Origin of the sequence: Saccharopolyspora gloriosae, from assembly GCF_014203325.1 — a bacterium.
GTDB lineage: Bacteria > Actinomycetota > Actinomycetes > Mycobacteriales > Pseudonocardiaceae > Saccharopolyspora_C > Saccharopolyspora_C gloriosae.
Map to the genome: position 1 here is coordinate 147,846 of NZ_JACHIV010000001.1, position 17,274 is coordinate 165,119.

The 17,274-nt window shown below is 70.3% G+C and carries 8 protein-coding genes; 5 read left to right on the forward strand and 3 right to left on the reverse strand.

The genetic code is table 11. The features are described 5' to 3' along the window. The first annotated feature begins 476 nt into the window (after positions 1 to 476). A complete protein-coding gene (gene rpoB, locus BJ969_RS00755) occupies positions 477 to 3,959 on the forward strand; it encodes a DNA-directed RNA polymerase subunit beta (RefSeq protein ID WP_184476291.1) in 3,483 nt (1,160 codons plus the stop codon). A gap of 111 nt (positions 3,960 to 4,070) precedes the next feature. Continuing rightward, positions 4,071 to 7,982 (forward strand): DNA-directed RNA polymerase subunit beta', encoded by a 3,912-nt coding sequence (locus BJ969_RS00760; RefSeq protein WP_184476294.1) that lies wholly within the window; start codon positions 4,071 to 4,073, stop codon positions 7,980 to 7,982. 149 nt (positions 7,983 to 8,131) lie between these two features. On the opposite strand, the gene BJ969_RS00765 is transcribed toward BJ969_RS00760, so the two are convergent. Next, the gene (locus tag BJ969_RS00765) at positions 8,132 to 8,332 is read right to left on the reverse strand and encodes a hypothetical protein (protein WP_184476297.1); all 201 of its coding nucleotides are present in this window, start codon (positions 8,330 to 8,332) and stop codon (positions 8,132 to 8,134) included. Positions 8,333 to 8,564: 232 nt separating this feature from the next. Here BJ969_RS00765 and BJ969_RS00770 point away from each other — a divergent pair, with 232 nt between their 5' ends. Continuing rightward, positions 8,565 to 9,503, forward strand: a complete 939-nt coding sequence (locus tag BJ969_RS00770; protein WP_184476300.1) for an NADP-dependent oxidoreductase — start codon at positions 8,565 to 8,567, stop codon at positions 9,501 to 9,503. 153 nt (positions 9,504 to 9,656) lie between these two features. On the opposite strand, the gene BJ969_RS00775 is transcribed toward BJ969_RS00770, so the two are convergent. After that, positions 9,657 to 10,133 carry a DUF6319 family protein gene (locus tag BJ969_RS00775; protein WP_425503509.1) on the reverse strand — a complete coding sequence of 159 codons (477 nt, stop codon included), beginning with the start codon at positions 10,131 to 10,133 and terminating at the stop codon, positions 9,657 to 9,659. Between the two features lie 122 nt (positions 10,134 to 10,255). Next, positions 10,256 to 11,659, reverse strand: coding sequence for a MocR-like pyridoxine biosynthesis transcription factor PdxR (gene pdxR, locus BJ969_RS00780; RefSeq protein ID WP_343071160.1), 1,404 nt, complete (start codon positions 11,657 to 11,659; stop codon positions 10,256 to 10,258). 123 nt (positions 11,660 to 11,782) lie between these two features. Between pdxR and BJ969_RS00785 the strand changes: the two genes are divergently transcribed. Both BJ969_RS00785 and BJ969_RS00790 read left to right on the forward strand, forming a co-directional pair. Further along, positions 11,783 to 12,886 (forward strand): ADP-ribosylglycohydrolase family protein, encoded by a 1,104-nt coding sequence (locus BJ969_RS00785; RefSeq protein ID WP_184476303.1) that lies wholly within the window; start codon positions 11,783 to 11,785, stop codon positions 12,884 to 12,886. Between the two features lie 717 nt (positions 12,887 to 13,603). Beyond that, positions 13,604 to 17,164 (forward strand): ADP-ribosylglycohydrolase family protein, encoded by a 3,561-nt coding sequence (locus BJ969_RS00790; protein WP_184476306.1) that lies wholly within the window; start codon positions 13,604 to 13,606, stop codon positions 17,162 to 17,164. The last annotated feature ends 110 nt before the right edge of the window (positions 17,165 to 17,274 follow it).

Here is a 17,274-nt window from a genome sequence, read left to right on the forward strand (position 1 = left end):
TGGTCATCTTCGGGGCCGAAACCGGACGAATCCGGGTGCGGTGAGCGACCGCCCGTGCTTGTCCAGGGCTGCGCGAACACTGGCGGAAATTCGCCGAAACCACCGGTCTGTGGAGTTGTGACCAGGTATAACGACCGCTTTGTCGATCACGTCGAGTGATCGTGTCTTGCGCCACGAGGGTGATCGGAGCGTGATCTCTTGACTGTCGGCTGCGGCGGGTTCACTCTGGTCACCAACACGGGCAGGGCCTCGCGAGGTGCGGCTCCGCAGACGACTTCCGGGACGGTTCGTCGGCGGGCCCCTCGACAGGTGGCGTCGTAGCGTCTAGACTGCTACTTTGCGCTGCCCTCTTTCCGCCCTCCCCATGACGGGACGTAGGATCGTGGGCGCCATTGCACCCTTGACAGTCGTGTTAGCTGGTTGCCAACGCCTCCTGACGCGGCTGTAGCCAGTTCAGAGTCCCGGAAGGACGCATCTTGGCAGTCTCCCGCGCGACCAAGGTCTCTGCAGCTTCCAACTACACGTCGGGGATCGCTGGGGCACCCAGGCGGGTCTCGTTCGCGAACATCCGCGAACCGTTGGAAGTACCTGATCTGCTCGATCTGCAGGTCCAGTCCTTCGAATGGCTTGTCGGCAATGAGGCCTGGTTCCAGCGCCGGGTCGACGCCGGCGAAGATAGCCCAGTCGGTGGCCTGGAAGAAGTCCTCAGCGAGATCTCCCCGATCGAGGACTTCTCCGGATCGATGTCCCTGTCCTTCACTGATCCGCGCTTCGACGAGGTCAAGGCCTCGGTTGACGAGTGCAAGGACAAGGACATGACCTACGCGGCCCCGCTGTTCGTCACGGCGGAGTTCACCAACCACACCACTGGCGAGATCAAGAGCCAGACGGTGTTCATGGGTGACTTCCCGGTCATGACCAACAAGGGCACCTTCATCATCAACGGCACCGAGCGCGTCGTGGTGTCCCAGCTCGTGCGCTCGCCCGGCGTCTACTTCGACAGCTCGGTCGACAAGACGACCGACAAGGACGTCTACAGCGTCAAGATCATCCCCAGCCGCGGTGCGTGGCTGGAGTTCGACGTCGACAAGCGCGACACCGTGGGTGTCCGCATCGACCGCAAGCGCCGCCAGCCGGTCACCGTGCTGCTCAAGGCGCTGGGCTGGAGCGCCGAGGCGATCCGCGAGCGGTTCGGCTTCTCCGAGACGCTGATGGCGACCCTGGAGAAGGACCACACCGCCGGTCAGGACGAGGCGCTGCTGGACATCTACCGCAAGCTGCGTCCGGGTGAGCCCCCGACCAAGGAGAGCGCGCAGACCCTCCTGGAGAACCTGTTCTTCAAGGAGAAGCGCTACGACCTGGCCCGCGTCGGCCGCTACAAGGTCAACAAGAAACTGGGCCTGGAGCTGCCGTTCGACTCCGGCGTCCTCACCGAGGACGACATCGTCACGACGATCGAGTACCTCGTCCGGCTGCACGCCGGCGAGACCTCGATGGGCGAGGGCGACCTGGAGGTCCCGGTCGAGGTCGACGACATCGACCACTTCGGCAACCGTCGCCTGCGCACCGTCGGCGAGCTGATCCAGAACCAGGTTCGGGTCGGCCTGTCCCGCATGGAGCGCGTCGTCCGCGAGCGGATGACCACGCAGGACGTCGAAGCGATCACGCCGCAGACGCTGATCAACATCCGCCCGGTGGTGGCGGCGATCCGCGAGTTCTTCGGTACCTCGCAGCTCTCCCAGTTCATGGACCAGACCAACCCGATCGCGGGCCTGACGCACAAGCGTCGTCTCTCCGCGCTCGGACCGGGCGGTCTCTCCCGGGAGCGCGCCGGCATGGAGGTCCGCGACGTCCACCCGTCGCACTACGGCCGGATGTGTCCGATCGAGACGCCGGAAGGCCCGAACATCGGTCTGATCGGCTCGCTGGCCACCTTCGCCAGGGTCAACCCGTTCGGCTTCATCGAGACGCCGTACCGCAAGGTCGTCGACGGCCGGGTCACCGACCAGATCGACTACCTGACCGCGGACGAGGAAGACCGCTACGTCAAGGCGCAGGCGAACGCGCCGATCGACGAGGACGGCACCTTCCTCGACGAGCGCGTCCTGGGTCGCCGTAAGGGCGGCGAGGTCGAGCTGCTGGCTCCGACCGAGATCGACTACATGGACGTCTCGCCGCGGCAGATGGTCTCCGCCGCGACCGCGATGATCCCGTTCCTCGAGCACGACGACGCGAACCGCGCCCTGATGGGTGCGAACATGCAGCGTCAGGCGGTGCCGCTGCTGCGCAGCGAGTCGCCGCTGGTCGGCACCGGCATGGAGCTCCGCGCCGCCGTCGACGCCGGGGACGTGGTGACCGCCGACAAGGCGGGCGTCATCGAAGAGCTCTGCGCCGACTACGTGACGGTGATGGCCGACGACGGCACCCGGCACACCTACCGGCTGCAGAAGTTCAACCGCTCGAACCACGGCACCTGCACCAACCAGAAGCCGATCGTGAACGAAGGCGATCGCGTCGAGGTCGGTCAGGTCATCGCGGACGGGCCGTGCACCCAGAACGGCGAGATGGCGCTGGGCAAGAACCTGCGCGTGGCCATCATGCCGTGGGAGGGGCACAACTACGAAGACGCGATCATCCTGTCCCAGCGCCTGGTGCAGGACGACGTGCTCACCTCGATCCACATCGAGGAGCACGAGGTCGACGCTCGCGACACCAAGCTGGGCGCCGAGGAGATCACCCGGGACATCCCGAACGTCTCCGAGGACGTGCTGGCCGACCTCGACGAGCGCGGCATCATCCGGATCGGCGCCGAGGTGCAGGGCGGCGACATCCTCGTCGGCAAGGTCACGCCCAAGGGCGAGACCGAGCTGACCCCGGAGGAGCGGCTGCTGCGCGCGATCTTCGGCGAGAAGGCGCGCGAAGTGCGCGACACCTCGCTGAAGGTGCCGCACGGCGAGACCGGCAAGGTCATCGGCGTGCGCGTGTTCAACCGCGACGAGGACGACGAGCTGCCCCCGGGCGTCAACGAGCTCGTGCGGGTCTACGTGGCGCAGAAGCGCAAGATCCAGGACGGCGACAAGCTCGCCGGCCGGCACGGCAACAAGGGCGTCATCGGCAAGATCCTGCCGATCGAGGACATGCCGTTCACCGAGGACGGCGCCCCGGTCGACATCATCCTGAACACCCACGGTGTTCCGCGACGGATGAACATCGGCCAGGTGCTGGAGACCCACCTCGGGTGGATCGCCTCGCAGGGCTGGTCCATCGACGGGGACCCGGACTGGGCGAAGCGGCTGCCGTCGGACCTCTACGAGGTCGAGGCCGGCACCAACACCGCCAGCCCCGTCTTCGACGGTGCCCGTGAGGAAGAGATCACCGGCCTGCTCGGCTCGACCCTGCCGAACCGCGATGGTGAGCGCATGGTCAAGGCGAACGGCAAGGCGCAGCTGTTCGACGGGCGCAGCGGTGAGCCGTACCCGTACCCGGTGGCCCTCGGCTACATGTACATCCTGAAGCTGTCGCACCTGGTGGACGACAAGATCCACGCCCGGTCGACCGGCCCGTACTCGATGATCACCCAGCAGCCGCTGGGCGGTAAGGCGCAGTTCGGTGGCCAGCGCTTCGGTGAGATGGAGTGCTGGGCCATGCAGGCCTACGGCGCCGCGTACACCTTGCAGGAACTGCTGACGATCAAGTCCGACGACGTCATCGGTCGCGTGAAGGTCTACGAGGCGATCGTCAAGGGCGAGAACATCCCCGACCCTGGTATTCCGGAGTCGTTCAAGGTGCTCCTCAAGGAGCTGCAGTCGCTGTGCCTGAACGTCGAGGTCCTCTCGACCGACGGTGCCGCCATCGAGATGCGCGACGGGGACGACGAGGACTTGGAGCGTGCCGCGGCGAACCTCGGCATCAACCTGTCCCGCAACGAGTCGCCTTCGGTGGACGACGTCGTTCAGTGACTTCGCCGCCGGTCCGCGGGCATGTGCCTGCCCGCGGACCGGCCATCGACCCAACCTGGCATTCCCGGCCGGTAGCCGGCCGGACCTTTCGACTAAGGGAGAAGACCCGACGTGCTGGACGTCAACTTCTTCGATGAACTCCGCATCGGCCTCGCCACGGCCGACGACATCCGCCAGTGGTCGTTCGGCGAGGTCAAGAAGCCCGAGACGATCAACTACCGAACCCTGAAGCCGGAGAAGGACGGGCTCTTCTGCGAGAAGATCTTCGGTCCGACCCGCGACTGGGAATGCTACTGCGGCAAGTACAAGCGGGTCCGCTTCAAGGGCATCATCTGTGAGCGCTGCGGCGTCGAGGTGACCCGGGCCAAGGTGCGCCGTGAGCGGATGGGGCACATCGAGCTCGCCGCTTCGGTGACCCACATCTGGTACTTCAAGGGCGTTCCGAGCCGGCTCGGCTACTTGCTGGACCTTGCTCCCAAGGACCTCGAGAAGATCATTTACTTCGCCGCGTACGTGATCACTTCGGTGAACACCGAGATGCGGCACAACGACCTGTCGACCCTCGAGAACGAGATGACGGTCGAGCGCAAGCGGGTCTCCGACCAGCGGGACGCGGACCTCGAGGCCCGTGCCCAGAAGCTGGAAGCCGACCTGGCCGAGCTCGAGGCCGAGGGCGCGAAGAGCGATGTGCGGCGGAAGGTCAAGGAGGGCGGCGAGCGCGAGATGCGCCAGCTGCGCGACCGTTCGCAGCGCGACATCGACAAGCTCGACGAGATCTGGGAGACCTTCACCAAGCTGGAGCCCCGTCAGCTGATCTCGGACGAGATGCTCTACCGCGAGCTCTACGACCGCTACGGCGAGTACTTCACCGGCGGCATGGGTGCCGAGTCCATCCAGGCGCTGCTGCAGGACTTCGACATCGGCGCCGAGGCCGAGCTGCTGCGCGAGACGATCCGCTCCGGCAAGGGGCAGAAGAAGCTCCGCGCCCTCAAGCGGCTCAAGGTCGTCGCGGCGTTCCAGGCCACCGGGAACAACCCCGGCGGCATGGTGCTCAACTGCGTGCCGGTGATCCCGCCGGACCTGCGTCCGATGGTCCAGCTCGACGGTGGCCGGTTCGCCACCTCGGACCTCAACGACCTGTACCGCCGGGTCATCAACCGCAACAACCGCCTCAAGCGACTGATCGACCTCGGTGCGCCCGAGATCATCGTCAACAACGAGAAGCGGATGCTGCAGGAGTCCGTGGACGCGCTGTTCGACAACGGCCGTCGCGGACGTCCGGTGACCGGCCCGGGCAACCGGCCGCTGAAGTCGCTGTCCGACCTGCTCAAGGGCAAGCAGGGCCGGTTCCGCCAGAACCTGCTCGGCAAGCGCGTCGACTACTCCGGCCGTTCGGTCATCGTCGTCGGCCCGCAGCTGAAGCTGCACCAGTGCGGTCTGCCGAAGGAGATGGCGGTCGAGCTGTTCAAGCCGTTCGTGATGAAGCGGCTGGTCGACCTCAACCACGCGCAGAACATCAAGTCCGCGAAGCGGATGGTCGAGCGCCAGCGCCCGCAGGTGTGGGACGTGCTGGAAGAGGTCATCGCCGAGCACCCGGTGCTGCTCAACCGTGCTCCCACGCTGCACCGGCTGGGCATCCAGGCCTTCGAGCCGCAGCTGGTCGAGGGCAAGGCCATCCAGCTGCACCCGCTGGTGTGCGAGGCGTTCAACGCCGACTTCGACGGTGACCAGATGGCGGTGCACCTGCCGCTGTCGGCGGAGGCGCAGTCCGAGGCCCGGATCTTGATGCTCTCGAGCAACAACATCCTCTCGCCCGCCTCGGGTCGTCCGCTGGCGATGCCGCGACTGGACATGGTCACCGGCCTGTACCACCTGACCAGGCTGGTCGACGGTGCCACCGGTGAGGGCCAGGCGTACTCCTCGGTCGGCGAGGCCATCATGGCCTTCGACCGCGGCAGCCTGTCGCTGCAGGCGAAGATCCGGATCCGGTTGCGCGACGTGGTGCCCGCCAAGGAGGCCACGCCGGAGGACTGGGAGCCGGGCAAGCCGTGGCTGGCCGACACCACGCTGGGCCGGGTGTTCTTCAACGAGCTGCTGCCCGAGGACTACCCGTTCGTCAACGACCTGCTGCCGAAGAAGCGGCAGGCGGCGATCGTGAACGACCTCGCCGAGCGGTACCCGATGGTCGCGGTCGCCCAGACCCTGGACCGGCTCAAGGACGCCGGCTTCCACTGGGCCACCCGTTCCGGTGTGACCGTGTCGATCTCCGACGTCGTCGTGCCGCCGCAGAAGAGCGAGATCCTCGACTCCTACGAGCAGCGCGCCGAGCAGGTGGAGAAGCGCTACCGCCGTGGTGCGCTGTCCTACCAGGAGCGCAACGCGGAGCTGGTCAAGGTCTGGACGGCGGCCAAGGACGAGGTCGCCGAGGCCATGGAGAAGAACTTCCCCGAGGACAACTCGATCAGCATGATCGTGAAGTCCGGGGCGGCGGGCAACATGACCCAGGTCGTGCAGCTCGCCGGCATGCGTGGCCTGGTGTCGAACCCGAAGGGCGAGTACATCCCGCGCCCGATCAAGGCGAACTACCGCGAAGGCCTGTCCGTGCTGGAGTACTTCATCTCCAACCACGGTGCCCGCAAGGGTCTGGCCGACACGGCGCTGCGCACCGCCGACTCGGGTTACCTGACCCGTCGTCTGGTGGACGTCTCGCAGGACGTCATCGTCCGCGAGACCGACTGCGGCACCGAGCGCGGCATCAAGATGCCGATCGCCGAGGTGCTGCCGGACGGCACGGTGCTGCGCGACGCGCACGTCGAGACCAGCATCTACGCCCGCACCACGGCCGAGGACGTCACGGACTCGGACGGCAACATCGTGCTGGCCCGCGGTTCCGACCTCGGTGACCCGGCGATCGAGAAGCTGCTCGGCGCCAAGGTTTCCAAGGTCAAGGTCCGCAGCGTCCTGACCTGCGAGTCCGGCGTCGGCGTGTGCGCGGTCTGCTACGGCCGCTCGATGGCCACCGGCAAGCTGGTGGACGTCGGCGAGGCCGTCGGCATCGTCGCCGCCCAGTCCATCGGTGAGCCCGGTACGCAGCTGACGATGCGTACGTTCCACCAGGGCGGTGTCGCCGGTGACGACATCACCACCGGTCTTCCGCGTGTCACGGAGCTGTTCGAAGCTCGGGTCCCGAAGGGCAAGGCGCCCATCGCCGACGCCCCCGGACGGATCCGGATGGAGGACAACGACCGGTACTGGAAGATCACGGTCATCCCGGACGACGGCAGCGAAGAGATCGTCTACGACAAGCTGTCCAAGCGGCAGCGGCTCGCGGTCATCTCGGTGGACGGCACCGAACGGCAGATCGCGGACGGCGACCACGTGGACGTCGGCCAGCAGCTGCTGGAAGGTGCGGTCGACCCGCACGAGGTGCTGCGCGTGATGGGCCCGCGCGAGGCCCAGCTCCACCTGGTCCGCGAGGTCCAGGAGGTGTACCGCTCGCAGGGCGTGGGCATCCACGACAAGCACGTCGAGGTCATCGTCCGCCAGATGCTGCGCCGGGTCATCATCATCGACTCGGGCGCGACCGAGTTCCTGCCCGGTTCCCCGGTGGAGCGCTCGCAGTTCGAGGGCGAGAACCGCCGCGTGGTGGCGGAGGGCGGCGACCCGGCTTCGGGCCGTCCGGTGCTGATGGGCATCACGAAGGCGTCGCTGGCCACGGAGTCCTGGCTGTCGGCGGCCTCCTTCCAGGAGACGACCCGCATCCTCACGAACGCCGCGATCGAAGGCGCGAGTGACAAGCTGGTCGGCCTGAAGGAGAACGTGATCATCGGTAAGTTGATCCCGGCCGGTACCGGTATCAACCGCTACCGCAACATCCAGGTGCAGCCGACCGAAGAGGCGCGGGCCGCGGCGTACGCGATCCCGTCCTACGACGACGGCTACTACACGCCGGACGTGTTCGGCGCGGGCACCGGTGCCGCGGTGCCGCTGGACGACTACGACTTCGGTCGCGACTACCGGTAAGGTTCGCGGTCCGCGGTCGCGGAACAGTGCACGGAAGGTCCCCGCTCGGGTTCGAGCGGGGACCTTCCGCTGTCCGGGGAGGTCCGCCGCGCTGCGGCCGACGAGCGTGCGAGCGGCCACGCGCAGGGCGTGCCGCAACCGGGTGGCGATCATGTCGGTGCTCCTTCCGCGTCGGCGGGGTCGTGGGACGCTCGCCGGGGACCGCCGCAGGTCGGCAGGCCGCGGCGGCGCGCTTCGGTGAGCAGGGCGAGCTGGTCGTGCAGCAGGCGGTGGCGCATCGCCTCGCACTCGCGGATCGCGGCGATCAGACCGGGATCCGAGTACGCGGCGGCGTGCTCGTCGGTGACCACGGGTGGTTCCGGCGGGCCGGCCTGAGCCGTCGGGTCGGCTGGATCGGCCTCGGGAGACCGGACCGCTCCGCTGGGAGTCCGGGGACGAACCGGGGCGAGGCGGAGCGGGCGGTGGTGGCGCGTTCTGGGGTCCATGACTCCGATCATCCAGAGTCGAACACCCGTTCGCCATTACACGAGCGGGTGGTCCGCGGCGGGAATACCGGCGCCCGCCCGCCGAGTTGCACGCGGCATGCGATCAGTCGGAGTTTCCGAGTTCGGCGGGCCTGACGTGCTGCGCGAGTTCCAGGTCCCGCAACGGCACGCCGGCCCCGGTGAGGTCCGGATCAGGGTGCGCGCGGCGGCGGTCAACCCGACCGACACCGTGCTGCGCAGCGGGGCCTACGCCGAGCGGTTGCGGGAGAACCCGCCGCCGTACGTCCCCGGCATGGACGTCGCGGGCGAGCTCGACGAGGTGGGCGAGGACGTCGACACCGGGCTCGCGGTCGGGGACCGGGTGATGGCGGTCGTCGTGCCGCACGCCGCCCACGGCGGCTACTCGGAGAGCCTGGTGCTCCCGGCGAGGTCGGTGGTGCGGGTTCCGGCCGGGGTCGACCACGTGGCCGCTTCGACCCTGCCGATGAACGGGCTGACAGCCCGGCAAGCGCTGGACCTGTTGGAGCTGTCGCCGGGGGACTCGCTGGCGGTCACCGGTGCGGCCGGAGCGTTCGGCGGATACGTCGTCCAGCTGGCCAAGGCCGACGGCCTGCGGGTGATCGCCGACGCGGCCGATGCCGACCGGGAGCTCGTCCGGTCGCTCGGCGCCGACGTCGTCGTGGAACGCGGCGACGACGTGGCGGCGCGCATCCGGGAGGTGGAACCGGACGGGGTGCCGGCGGTCGCGGACGGCGCGGTGCACAACGACCTGGTCGTGCCCGCGGTGCGCGACGGCGGCCGGATCGCGACGGTCCGGTTCTTCACCGCCGAAGCGGAGCGCGGCATCACCTACCGGCCGGTCTCGGTCCGGGATTACGCGCAGGAATGGGAGAAGCTCGACCGGTTGCGGGCCCAGGTGGAGCAGGGCGCGCTCAGCCTGCGGGTCGCGCGGACGTTCCCCGCGAGCGAGGCCGCCGAGGCGCATCGCGCACTCGAGGCGGGCGGCGTGCGGGGGAGGTTGGTGCTGGAGTTCTGAGCCGCTGGCGGTAGTGGGCTCGGCGGAGTGTGACCGGGACGGTGGCGTTGCGCGCCGCCACCGTCCCGGATCCCCGGATGACCGGCGCCCCGCGCCCGTGGACGCATCGGAGCGCCGGTGTTCCGGGGACGTGTCAGCCGACCGGGAAGGTCGTCAGCTCTCCAGCTCGGACAGAGCCTTGCGCACCCGCTCGACCTCGGCCTCGAGTTCGGCGAGCTTCGCCTCGTGCTGCTCCCGAGCGGCGGACAGGACTTCTTCGATGGCTTCGGAGATGTCCTGGTGCAGTTCCGCGGCGGCCTTCGACACCGCTGCCGCCGGGACCGGCAGTCCCTGGACGACCCGCTTGCCGGCGTGCAGGAGCTCGGCCTGCCACTCGCCTTCCGCGGTGCCCGTCACGGTCAGGGTGAGCTCGACCGTGCGGGTCTTCTTGGCGGTGCTCTGCTTGCGGGCGCGGGTCTTCTTGGGCGCGGGCTCCGGTGCCGCGTCGGCGTCCGCCGGGGCGGCATCGGTGGGTGCCGTCGCCTGCGCGGTGTCCACCTCGGCCTGGGCGGTGCCGTTCTCCGGCTGCGTCGGGGCCTGCTCGGCTTGGGTCTCTTCGCTGGTCACCTGGTCTGCTTCCTGCTCGCCCACGGTTTCTCCTTGATGTGCGCCGGTCGGTGACCCAGGATAGAACACCAGTTCCCCTCAGCCGTGGCGGCGGGAGGGCCCGGCGCGCGAGGGCACTGTAGCGGGGCGTGCCGGGCCACCGACGGTCATGGGTCGAGCGTGTCGAGCAATGCTTCCAGCGCGGGGCGGAAGGCGTGCTCGGCCGGAGCTGCGTAGCCGATCACCACGCCGGGCGGGTGCTCGCCGCGGCGCACCCACCACGGCCCGAGCGCTTCGAGCTCGACGCCGCGGCTGCGCGCCCGAGCCATGATCTCCTGCTCGCTCGGCCCGTCCGGGGCGAGGCGCAAAGTGAGGTGCAGGCCAGCGGAGATCCCCGCCGGATAGCGCCGATGGCGGGTCCGGAGGCCGTCCAAGCCCTCCAGCAGCTGCTCGCGCCGCGCCCGGTACGCCGCCCGAGATCGGCGGACGTGCTGGTCGTAGGCGCCGGAGCGGAGCAGCTCGCCGAGCGCGAGCTGGTCGAACAGCGGCCCGTACCTGCCGTGCGTCTTCATCTCCCGCACCGGTTCGACGAGCCGCGCGGGCAGCGCCAGCCACGCGATGCGCAGCGCCGGGGCGAGGGTCTTGCTCGCCGTTCCGGCGTAGATCACCGTGTCGGGCGCCATGCCCTGCAGCGAGCCGACGGGCCGCCGGTCGAAGCGGAACTCGCCGTCGTAGTCGTCCTCCACGATGATCCTGCCGTCGGCCTTGGCCGCGCGGATCAGCGCTGTCCGCCGCTGCGCCCGCATCGTGACGCCGAGCGGGAACTGGTGCGCGGGGGTGACGACGGCGGCGGGGCTGCGCAGCGCGGACACGTCGATGCCGCCGTCGTCGACGGGGACGCCGTGCACCGACATCCCGTTGTCCTCGGCGATGGTCCGGAAGTGCGGCAGCGACGGGTCCTCGAAGTCCACCGACGTCACGCCTCGCGCGTGCAGGGCCCTGCTGATCAGCGACAACGCTTCGCTGTAGCCGTTGCAGACGATCAGTCGATCCGGTGAGGTGTGCACGGCCCGCGCCCGCCGGAGGTACTCGGTGAGCGCTTCCCGCAGTGCGAGCGGACCTTGCGGATCGCCGTAGTCGAGGTCGTCGGCGGGCATGGTGCGCAGGATGCGACGGCTCGCCGCGAGCCAGTCCTTGCGCGGGAAGGCGCTCAGGTTCGGCCTGCCCGGCCGGAAGTCCCAGCGCGGCGTGCGGGGAGCCGGGCGCGGAGCCGCGGGTTCCGGGCGTTCGCCGCTGCGGAGCCGGTCGGCGACGGTGGTCGGCGCGCCCTGCCGGGACAGCAGGAACCCCTCGGTGCCGAGCTGGACGTACGCGCGGGTCACGGTGCCGCGAGCGATGCCGAGGTCGTGGGCGAGGGCCCTGGTGGAGGGCACGCGACTGCCCGCGGCGAGCCGTCCGTCGCGGATCGCGGCGCGCAACGCCTCGGCGAGCGCGCCGCTGTCCGGCCGACCGGACCAGTCCAAGTGCAGGTCCAGTCCCGATTCGGGCGAACTGGACCGATCGCGGGTCACGGCACCGGACCCTATCGAACGCGGGCCGGGCGCGGGTCGCTGAACCCGCCTGCCCACGGGCTCCTGGTTGCTAATCTCCGGTAGGTCGAGAGCCTGGCACGTCGGAGAACGAGGACAGCGAAGATGCAGCAAGCACCACCCGACGCGCACGAACGCTTCCTCGGCAGCATGCTCGGCGGCGCGTTGGGGGACGCGTTGGGCTTCGCCGTCGAGTTCCACTCGATGGACAAGATCCGCGAACGCCACGGGGCCGCCGGGCTGACCGAGCCGGCGCCCGCGCAGGAGAAGGCGGAGATCTCCGACGACACCCAGATGATGCTGTTCACGCTGGAAGGCCTGATCCGGGCGCACGTGGCGCGGCGGATGAAGCCCGTGGACAACGACCCGGTGCCGGAAGTGCAGCACGCGTACCAGCGGTGGTTGCACACGCAGGGCCGGAGCTGGGCGGAATCGGCGGGGCCGTACGCCGTGCACTTGGCCGAGCCGGACGGCTGGCTGATCACCGAGCGCGGCCTGTTCGCGACGCGCGCCCCCGGCAACACGTGCATGACCGCCCTGATCGGGTTCGCCCGCACGCACCGGCAGGCGTCCCAGGACAACGCGATCAACGACTCCAAGGGTTGCGGCGGGGTGATGCGCGCTGCCCCGGTCGCGGTCTGGTCGCACGACCCTGCGGAGGTCTTCCACGCGGCCGTCGGCGTCGCGGCGCTCACCCACGGGCACCCGTCCGGCTACCTGTCGGCGGGCGTGCTGGCGGTCATCGTGCACCAGCTGATCCGCGCCGTGCCGCTGCCGGACGCCGTGCGGCTCGCGCGGGACCTGCTGCTGCGGTGGCGCGGCCACGAGGAGCAGCTGCGGTCGCTGGACGCCGCGGTGGAACTGGCGGCGGAGGGGATCGTCGCGCCGGAGCGGTTGGAGGAGCGGCTCGGCGGCGGCTGGGTCGGTGAGGAAGCACTGGCCATCGGCCTGTACGCGGCGCTCGCCGCGCCCGACGTGCGGGACGCGTTGCGGCTGTCGGTGAACCACTCCGGCGACTCGGACTCGACCGGGATGGTCTGCGGCAACATCGTGGGGGCGCTGCACGGGGACCGGGCGCTGCCGCCGGAATGGCTGGACGTGCTGGAACTGCGCGAGGTCGTGACGGCGTTGTCGCAGGACGCGCTCGTCGAGTTCAGCCCGGCCCCACCGACGAACGCCACCTGGAGCACCAGGTACCCAGCTTGGTGAGGTCTTGGGGGGCGGGGTCTTTTTGCTCGGGTGGTCCTGTGGCGGAACCTCAGCTGTCTTCTCGCTGCGGGATCTTTTTCCCGAGTGGCTCCGCCACGAGGGAAAAAGCTGTCCTCGCGAGAAGACAGCTGAGAACCCGCGGGTGGTCGATCTGCGTAGGTGGTCGCTGCTCAGCGACTTCGTCGCTGACAGGACACTGATCAAAAGCCGGGACTGGGTACTGACTTGCGTTGGTCAGCCGATCAGGTGATTTGGGGGCGGTTGGTGGGGTGTGCGGGGCTTCGGGGGACGGGATTCGGGGGTGCGCCGGCGTGGGGGAGTCGGTGGTGGGTGGGGGATCGGCGGTTCTTGTGGCGGGCCGGGATCGGTGTCGGGTGAGCCCGGCGGCGGGGGCCGGGCGGTGCGCATCGGGCGTGGTGATCGCGTCGTGAGCAACGTCTCGATCTCGGCGGCACCCGTCGTGGCCACCGACGTTCCGCGGCGCGCGACACCCGGCCGTTCGATCATTCGGGGGAGTCGGCATCGGTGTCGGTCAAGTGCGGCAACATTGCGGGGTGCGGTCAACGGGATCGACGCCGTTCCACCGGAACGGCCGCGACGTCCGGGAAGTGCTCGGACATGATCCGCCTCAACGGTGTGGCGGCCCTGGCGACCGACGGCTCGTGACCGCATGGCGCGCGTCGTTGCCCCGCACGGTGACCCGACAGGAGACTGGGGATGACCGGTGACACCTCGTGGTTCGCGAACACGCACGGTTCGGCGGTGTCGCGGCGAGAGCCGCGCGCGTTGAGCTGGTCGGACCGGTTCCGCGGCGCGCTGCTCGGCGGTGCCGTGGGCGACGCGCTGGGCGCGGGGGTGCGCACCCGCTCGGCCTGGGACATCCAGCACTGGTTCGGCAAGCAGGGCGTCGCGGACTACCTGCCGGTGTTCGGCAGGCGCGGCGGCGTCACCGAGCTGACCCAGCTCGCGGTGTTCACCCTGGAGGCGCTGCTGCGTGCCCGTGCGGTCAACGGTGAATCCGCCGAGTGGTTACCGACCCCCGTGATCCGCACGAACCACCTGCGCTGGCTCTACACGCAGGGCGTTCCGTGGGAGTACGCCATGTCCGGCTACCTGCAGACGCACCCGGAGCCGAGCGGGTGGCTGCTGGAGACGCCGCAGCTGTTCTCCACCCGAAATCCGGCCGGTGGCGCCCTGTCGGGGCTGGGCAAGCTCGCCACGCAGCCCCCGGCGCAGGCCACCCACGACTCGCGGTTCGGTTCGGTGGTGCGCCCCGGATTCGCCGATTGCGCGGTGTGGGCGGCGCCGACGATGGTGTGGAGCACCTCGGAGGACCGCGTGTTCGCGGCGGGCGCCGACGTGGCTCGGTTGCTCACCGACGACCTGAACGTGCACGGGGCGGCCGGGTTCCACGCGGACGTCCTGACCCAGCTCATCCAGGGCGACATCGGGTTGTGGGACGCGGTGGGGCTCACCGACACCCGGCTGAGCTCGCTGCACAGCGGCGTGGAGGGGCCTGCCGCGGTGCGCAGGGCGGTGCACGCGGCGATGTTCGCGACCCGCGACGGCCGCCGCCCGCAGCCCGCCGAACTGGACGCGGAGTTCGACACGGAGCACAAGCCCGGTGAGCTCGGCACCGCACTGGCCTCGGTCGCGGCCACGGGGAGCTTCGCGGACGCCGTGGTGATGGCCGTCAACGTGTCGGCGGACAGCAGCGTCACGGGCGCGATGGCCGGTCAGCTCGCCGGAGCCCTGTACGGGCCGGAGGCGATTCCGCCGCGGTGGCGCGACGAACTCGAACTGGGCGACATCATCGAGACCCTGTGCGCGGACGCCGCGGAGGCCTTCGCGCCGCCGCCCCCGCCGCCCCCGCTGCCGAAGTGGGCGCAGCGCTACGTCGGTGATCCGCGGCGCGAGGCCGCGGGCCCGCGGGAGCTCGGCGCTCCTGAGCACGTGACCACCGTGGACAGCGGCAGAGGCCCGGAACCGGTCCGCTCGGTGGACGGCAGCAACGACCCCACCATGATCATCGATCTCGGTCAGATCGAGTCCCACGCGGATTCCTTGGAGTTCGGCGAACCGGGCACCGGGGAGCCCGAGCAGGTCGCGCGGCCGGTGGAGCCCGAACCCGAGCCCGCCCCGGAACCCGAGCGGCCCGCGGCGAACTCGTTCACCCAGACCACCGACCGCACCGACCTGTCGCTGCTCGCCGCGCACCGGCCCGTCGACGACGCCGACGAGTCCCGGCCGATGCCCGACCTCGGCGCCGGTGGTTTCTCGCTGTCCACCGACCGCACCGATCGGGAAGAGCTGGCCCGGCTGGCGAAGCTCGTCTCGTTGCGGCCCGAGGAGGCCGGCCGCATCCCGGTCGCCGAACCGGAACCGCCGGTGGAGGAAGCGGAAGCGCCCCAGGGCCCGCCGCCTGCGGCGCAGCAGCCCTACGAAGCACCCGCCGGGCAGCCGTACGAGCACGGCAGGCGGTGGACATCCGACGACGTTCCCGACGCCGGTGAGCAGGGCGAAGCGGCCGAGGTGGAATTCCCCGACGCGGATTCGGACACGCCTCGGGCCGAGGGGCCCGGGACCGAGCGACTCCCCGTGCCGAACGCCGCGGAACCGGACCAGCGCGGCGCGGACGTCGCACCGGAACCGCGGGAACAGCAGGTCCAGCCGCCGCAAGTGCCGGAACCGGAGGCGCCGCAACCCACCGAGCAGGAAGCGCCGGTGCACCGCGCTGCCGAGCCGGAGGCGCCGGTGAGCGACGCGCGCGCCACCAAGGCCGCCTCCGGCGGGCACGCGAAGTCGGAGACGACCGACGAGGTCGCGCCGTCGCTGACCGAGCGGGTGCTCGGCTGCTTCCTCGGTGGCGCGCTCGGCGACGCGCTCGGGTCGGATCTGGAGTTCGTCACCGCCGAGCAGATCACCGAGAAGTTCGGCTCCGCGGGCCCGCAGGGCCTGCGGGAGGCCTACGGCGTGCAGGGCGCGATCACCGACGACACGCAGATGACGCTGTTCAGCGCCGAAGGGCTGATCCGCGGCGGCATCGCGCGGCGCACCCTCGGCAGCACCGACCCGCTGCCGGAGATCCAACTGGCGTACCAGCGCTGGCTGCACACCCAAGGCGTCGAGTGGGAGGCCGCCGCGGGAGCGTTCCGCGCGGTGTACCCGGAACCGGACGGTTGGCTGGTGGAGGTCCCCGGCCTGTTCGCCGCCCGCGCCCCCGGCAAGACCATCTTCCGGGCGCTGACGCGGTTCGGCGACGGGCAGGCCGCGGGGTCGCTCACCGAGCCCATCAACGATTCGAAGGGCTGCGGCGGCGTGATGCGTTCGGCGCCGATGGCGATGTACTCGCCGGATCCGCCGGTGGCGTTCGAACTGGCTGCGCGGGCCGCTGCGCTCACCCACAGCCACCCCTCCGGCTACTTGTCGGCGGGAGCGCTCGCGGTGATCGTGCAGCAGGCGCTGCTGGGCCAGACCCTCGACGACGGCGTGTGGCTGGCGCTGCAGGTGCTGGAGACCTGGGACGGCCACGAGGAGACGAGCGCGCTGCTCAAGCAGGCCGTGGAGCTGGCCGAACGGGGTGAGCCCGGTCCGCAGGACATCGCGGAGACGCTCGGCGGCGGCTGGGTCGGGGAGCAGGCCCTGGCCATCGCGGTGTGCGGTGCGCTCGCCGGCGGTGACGACGTGGCGAAGGCGCTGCGCATCGCGGTGCACCACGACGGCGACAGCGACTCCACCGGTGCGATCTGCGGCAACATCGTCGGCGCGCTGATCGGGGTCAGCGGGTTGCCGGTGAGCTGGCTCGCCGACCTGGAGCTGCGCGACGTCGTCGAGCAGATCGCGTTGGACTGCGTCGCCGAGTTCGGCGACTCGCTGGCCCACGACCCGGACGACCCGGAACCGCCCGCGAGCGAACGCCCGGCCGACGAGGAGTGGGACGAGCGCTACCCGATCCGGCGGCTGCCGGTGCAGGACGATCGGCGCGGCTTGAGCGAAGCGGCCGACGAGGGCGCCCCATGGGGCGGTGAGCAGCAGGACCGGAACGACCGGCGGGATTCCGGGGAGGACCGGCCCGACCCGGGTGATCCGCCGACGGCGCTGCTGCCCGCGGTCGGCTCGGTGGAGGACCCGGGAGTGCCGGAGCAGCCGTCGGAGGCCGACGCCGCGGCGCCGCGGGCGCAGGACACCGAACCGGAGCCGCTCGCGGCGTTCCCGGCGCCGAAACCGTCTCCGCGTCGCATCCACAGCCCGCAGCCCGCGTACGACGGCGAGAGCTGAGCCGTTCGTCCCGAGCCGCCCGCGGCGATCGCGTCGCGGGCGGGCACCGCACCCGGACTCCGGTGTGGACGGCGGCGCCCGGGGAGATCCGGGACACAGCGGCGAACGCG